Annotated in this window: 2 tRNA genes and 3 rRNA genes; all 5 read right to left on the bottom strand. The window is 47.3% G+C overall.

From position 1 onward, the window contains the following. Positions 1-45: 45 nt before the first annotated feature. Positions 46-160, bottom strand: a 5S ribosomal RNA gene (gene rrf / locus CRO21_RS17250). A gap of 250 nt (positions 161-410) precedes the next feature. Beyond that, positions 411-3,303: ribosomal RNA gene (locus tag CRO21_RS17245) — 23S ribosomal RNA — on the bottom strand. Between the two features lie 365 nt (positions 3,304-3,668). Then, positions 3,669-3,744: transfer RNA gene (locus tag CRO21_RS17240), tRNA-Ala, on the bottom strand. Between the two features lie 29 nt (positions 3,745-3,773). Next, a tRNA-Ile gene (locus tag CRO21_RS17235) sits at positions 3,774-3,850 on the bottom strand. A gap of 176 nt (positions 3,851-4,026) precedes the next feature. Further along, a 16S ribosomal RNA gene (locus CRO21_RS17230) occupies positions 4,027-5,566 on the bottom strand. Together the 16S, 23S and 5S rRNA genes with 2 tRNA genes alongside form the textbook arrangement of a ribosomal RNA operon. Positions 5,567-5,959: the final 393 nt, after the last annotated feature.

The raw sequence follows: 5,959 nt of genomic DNA, 5'->3' as shown, positions 1-5,959 counted from the left end.
CATAAAAAAACCCCCAAGCATCAGCTTGGGGGTTTTGAATTAATGAGCTGGCGATGACTTACTCTCACATGGGTAACCCCACACTACCATCAGCGCGAAGAGGTTTCACTTCTGAGTTCGGGAAGGGATCAGGTGGTTCACTCTTGCTATTGTCGCCAGCACAACTGTTTACGGTTACTTTAAAAGGGCTTACATTGCTTTGCCTTTTATTTTGCCGAATCTTTGACAGAAGGGCTGTTATTGAGTCTGACTTAACTTAAAACATAGTTTTAAGTCTTGCACTCGGGCAAAGATTATTAATCTTTGCTTATCCTCGCTCAGGGTCTGAATTGTAACTAGTATTTCAACTAAATCAAGTATTAATGATGATTTTATGAATCAGATTGAATATACAACTGTTTGGGTGTTGTATAGTCAAGCCTCACGAGCAATTAGTATTGGTCAGCTTCATGTATCACTACACTTCCACATCCAACCTATCAACGTCCTAGTCTTGAACGGCTCTTTAGTGTGCTAAGCACAAGGGAAATCTTATCTTGAGGTAGGCTTCCCGCTTAGATGCTTTCAGCGGTTATCCCTTCCGAACATAGCTACCCGGCGATGCCACTGGCGTGACAACCGGTACACCAGAGGTTCGTCCACTCTGGTCCTCTCGTACTAGGAGCAGATCCTCTCAAATTTCCAACGCCCACGGTAGATAGGGACCGAACTGTCTCACGACGTTCTAAACCCAGCTCGCGTACCTCTTTAAATGGCGAACAGCCATACCCTTGGGACCTGCTTCAGCCCCAGGATGAGATGAGCCGACATCGAGGTGCCAAACACCGCCGTCGATATGAACTCTTGGGCGGTATCAGCCTGTTATCCCCAGAGTACCTTTTATCCGTTGAGCGATGGCCCTTCCATACAGAACCACCGGATCACTAAGACCTACTTTCGTACCTGCTCGACTTGTGGGTCTCGCAGTTAAGCGCGCTTTTGCCTTTATACTCTACGCGTGATTTCCGACCACGCTGAGCGCACCTTCGTACTCCTCCGTTACTCTTTAGGAGGAGACCGCCCCAGTCAAACTACCCACCAGACATGGTCCTCGTCCCCGATCAGGGGACAGAGTTAGAACCTCAATATTACCAGGGTGGTATTTCAAGATTGGCTCCATGCAAACTAGCGTTCGCACTTCAAAGCCTCCCACCTATCCTACACAAGTAAGATCAAAGTTCAATGTCAAGCTGCAGTAAAGGTTCACGGGGTCTTTCCGTCTAGCCGCGGGTACACCGCATCTTCACGGCGATTTCGATTTCACTGAGCCTCTGCTGGAGACAGCGCCGCCATCATTATGCCATTCGTGCAGGTCGGAACTTACCCGACAAGGAATTTCGCTACCTTAGGACCGTTATAGTTACGGCCGCCGTTTACTGGGGCTTCGATCAAGAGCTTCGCTTACGCTAACCCCATCAATTAACCTTCCAGCACCGGGCAGGCATCACACCCTATACGTCCACTTTCGTGTTTGCAGAGTGCTATGTTTTTAATAAACAGTTGCAGCGGCCTGGTTTCTGCGACTGCCAACAGCTCAGGGAGCAAGTCCCGTCACCATCAGCAGCGTACCTTCTCCCGAAGTTACGGTACCATTTTGCCTAGTTCCTTCAGCAGAGTTCTCTCAAGCGCCTTGGTCTACTCGACCTGACCACCTGTGTCGGTTTAGGGTACGATTCCTGTGTAACTGTAGCTTAGAGACTTTTCCTGGAAGCTTGGTATCAGCCACTTCACTGTACAAGTACAGCTTGCTATCGACTCTCAGCATAGAGCACCCCGGATTTGCCTAAGATGCATGCCTACTGTCTTCCACCTGGACAACCAACGCCAGGCTGACTTAACCTTCTCCGTCCTCTCATCGCATTACACAGAAGTATTGGAATATTAACCAATTTCCCATCGATTACGCCTTTCGGCCTCACCTTAGGGGTCGACTCACCCAGCCCCGATTAACGTTGGACTGGAACCCTTGGTCTTTCGGCGAACGGGTTTTTCACCCGTTTTGTCGTTACTCACGTCAGCATTCGCACTTCTGATACCTCCAGCATACTTCTCAATACACCTTCATCGGCTTACAGAACGCTCCCCTACCACTTAACTTTAAAAGTTAAATCCGCAGCTTCGGTACTATATTTTAGCCCCGTTACATCTTCCGCGCAGGCCGACTCGACTAGTGAGCTATTACGCTTTCTTTAAAGGGTGGCTGCTTCTAAGCCAACCTCCTAGCTGTCTATGCCTTCCCACATCGTTTCCCACTTAATATAGATTTGGGGACCTTAGCTGGCGGTCTGGATTGTTTTCCTCTTGACTACGGACGTTAGCACCCGCAGTCTGTCTCCCGGATAGTACTCATAGGTATTCGGAGTTTGCATCGGTTTGGTAAGTCGGGATGACCCCCTAGCCGAAACAGTGCTCTACCCCCTATGGTATTCGTCCGAGGCGCTACCTAAATAGCTTTCGGGGAGAACCAGCTATCACCAGGCTTGATTAGCCTTTCACCCCTATCCACAAGTCATCCCCTGGCTTTTCAACGACAGTGGGTTCGGTCCTCCAGTTAGTGTTACCCAACCTTCAACCTGCTCATGGATAGATCGCCTGGTTTCGGGTCTATACCCAGCAACTATACGCCCTATTAAGACTCGGTTTCCCTACGGCTCCCCTATACGGTTAACCTCGCTACTGAATATAAGTCGCTGACCCATTATACAAAAGGTACGCAGTCACATAATAAATATGCTCCCACTGCTTGTATGCATGCGGTTTCAGGATCTATTTCACTCCCCTCACAGGGGTTCTTTTCGCCTTTCCCTCACGGTACTGGTTCACTATCGGTCAGTCAGGAGTATTTAGCCTTGGAGGATGGTCCCCCCATATTCAGACAAGGTTTCACGTGCCTCGCCCTACTCGTCATCATCAAGTGTGCACTTTCGTGTACGGGACTATCACCCTCTACGGTAGCTCTTCCCAGAGCTTTCCGCTAATACACACTCAACTTAATGGGCTCTTCCCAGGTCGCTCGCCGCTACTGTGGGAATCTCAATTGATTTCTTTTCCTAAGGGTACTGAGATGTTTCACTTCCCCTCGTTCGCCTCATAAACCTATGTATTCAGTTTATGATACCTACCTTACAGTAGGTGGGTTCCCCCATTCAGACATCTCCGGATCACAGGATATTTGCCGCCTCCCCGAAGCTTTTCGCAGGCTATCACGTCTTTCTTCGCCTCTGACTGCCAAGGCATCCACCACATGCACTTAATTACTTGACTATACAACCCCAAACAGTCGTCAATGCCTACAAGTAGCATTTTCAACTTTACAGTTTGAAGTACTGTGAATTTAATCACCATACAGCTTCAATCTAAATTCATATACCAAAACGCTTGATTCAGTTAATTTGCTAGTTCTCAATTCATTTAATTTAAACAATTACTTGTTTAAATAAACAATCGAGTGAACAATTTATTTCAGACTCAATATTTGCCAATCTGTTAATGAATAACTTAATATCTCGTCGATATCAAGCTAATGCTGTAATACTTAAATTACAGAACTTAATTATCTTGATTTACATCAAACTAATTAAATTCTATAAGCTAAATATGCTTTTACTTAGCCTCGCACATAAGGTGCGTGGTGGAGACTAACGGAGTCGAACCGTTGACCTCCTGCGTGCAAAGCAGGCGCTCTACCAACTAAGCTAAGTCCCCAGCTTAAATCATTATGTATCACCTGAGTTTGGTGGGTCTGACAAGACTTGAACTTGTGACCCCACGCTTATCAAGCGTGTGCTCTAACCAACTGAGCTACAGACCCTGAGAAATATAAAAAGAGATTATTTATCTCTTTTTATATTTCGCAAGGCAGCGCAGCGATTTTCGCTTCGTGTCTTACTCAACTTAAAAAGAGAAACTCTTTTCTAATCTTTCATTAGATACATCTTCTAGAAGAACAACTTGTTGTGGATTCTTACCGATCAGTCAACTTTTCGTTAAGGAGGTGATCCAGCCGCAGGTTCCCCTACGGCTACCTTGTTACGACTTCACCCCAGTCATCGGCCACACCGTGGTAACCGCCCTCTTTGCAGTTAGGCTAGCTACTTCTGGTGCAACAAACTCCCATGGTGTGACGGGCGGTGTGTACAAGGCCCGGGAACGTATTCACCGCGGCATTCTGATCCGCGATTACTAGCGATTCCGACTTCATGGAGTCGAGTTGCAGACTCCAATCCGGACTACGATCGGCTTTTTGAGATTAGCATCATATCGCTATGTAGCAACCCTTTGTACCGACCATTGTAGCACGTGTGTAGCCCTGGCCGTAAGGGCCATGATGACTTGACGTCGTCCCCGCCTTCCTCCAGTTTGTCACTGGCAGTATCCTTAAAGTTCCCGGCATTACCCGATGGCAAGTAAGGAAAAGGGTTGCGCTCGTTGCGGGACTTAACCCAACATCTCACGACACGAGCTGACGACAGCCATGCAGCACCTGTATGTAGATTCCCGAAGGCACCAATCCATCTCTGGAAAGTTTCTACTATGTCAAGGCCAGGTAAGGTTCTTCGCGTTGCATCGAATTAAACCACATGCTCCACCGCTTGTGCGGGCCCCCGTCAATTCATTTGAGTTTTAGTCTTGCGACCGTACTCCCCAGGCGGTCTACTTATCGCGTTAGCTGCGCCACTAAAGCCTCAAAGGCCCCAACGGCTAGTAGACATCGTTTACGGCATGGACTACCAGGGTATCTAATCCTGTTTGCTCCCCATGCTTTCGTACCTCAGCGTCAGTATTAGGCCAGATGGCTGCCTTCGCCATCGGTATTCCTCCAGATCTCTACGCATTTCACCGCTACACCTGGAATTCTACCATCCTCTCCCATACTCTAGCTAACCAGTATCGAATGCAATTCCCAAGTTAAGCTCGGGGATTTCACATTTGACTTAATTAGCCGCCTACGCACGCTTTACGCCCAGTAAATCCGATTAACGCTCGCACCCTCTGTATTACCGCGGCTGCTGGCACAGAGTTAGCCGGTGCTTATTCTGCGAGTAACGTCCACTCACCTTAGGTATTATCTAAGAGAGCCTCCTCCTCGCTTAAAGTGCTTTACAACAAAAATGCCTTCTTCACACACGCGGCATGGCTGGATCAGGGTTCCCCCCATTGTCCAATATTCCCCACTGCTGCCTCCCGTAGGAGTCTGGGCCGTGTCTCAGTCCCAGTGTGGCGGATCATCCTCTCAGACCCGCTACAGATCGTCGCCTTGGTAGGCCTTTACCCCACCAACTAGCTAATCCGACTTAGGCTCATCTATTAGCGCAAGGTCACAAGTGATCCCCTGCTTTCTCCCGTAGGACGTATGCGGTATTAGCGTCCCTTTCGAAACGTTGTCCCCCACTAATAGGCAGATTCCTAAGTATTACTCACCCGTCCGCCGCTATCTTATGTAGCAAGCTACATAAAACCGCTCGACTTGCATGTGTTAAGCCTGCCGCCAGCGTTCAATCTGAGCCATGATCAAACTCTTCAGTTAAAATCATTTTGTACCTTATTTTAGAATAGGTACCAATTCTTGCTCATCAATCGTACTGACTTAAATATTCTCAAATAAACTTCGAGTAATTTAAACCAATCAATCAATGAAATATTTTTCATCAACCAACCGGTAAAAATCCACACAAGTTGTTCTTCTATGTTCTTAATGATCTTCCTACTGATTCGTCACCAGCAAGCTAGGTCGGCCATTCTACTCTAAATCTCTTCAAAGTCAACTAGCAATTTCGATTATTTCTAAACTTATTCCTTCAAACCAAATATCAATTAAAACCCTTAAGTCCCAACTAACACCCTGTTTTTCAACAAGTTTTAATCTGCATCACCGCCGATGGATGTGCATTCTACAGCATTCACATACCAACGCAACCCC

Source organism: Acinetobacter puyangensis (assembly GCF_900096995.1).
In the GTDB taxonomy this organism is placed as follows: Bacteria; Pseudomonadota; Gammaproteobacteria; order Pseudomonadales; family Moraxellaceae; genus Acinetobacter; species Acinetobacter puyangensis.
The sequence above is the reverse complement of the archived record's forward strand: the minus strand, read 5'-3'. Positions and strand labels throughout refer to the sequence as shown.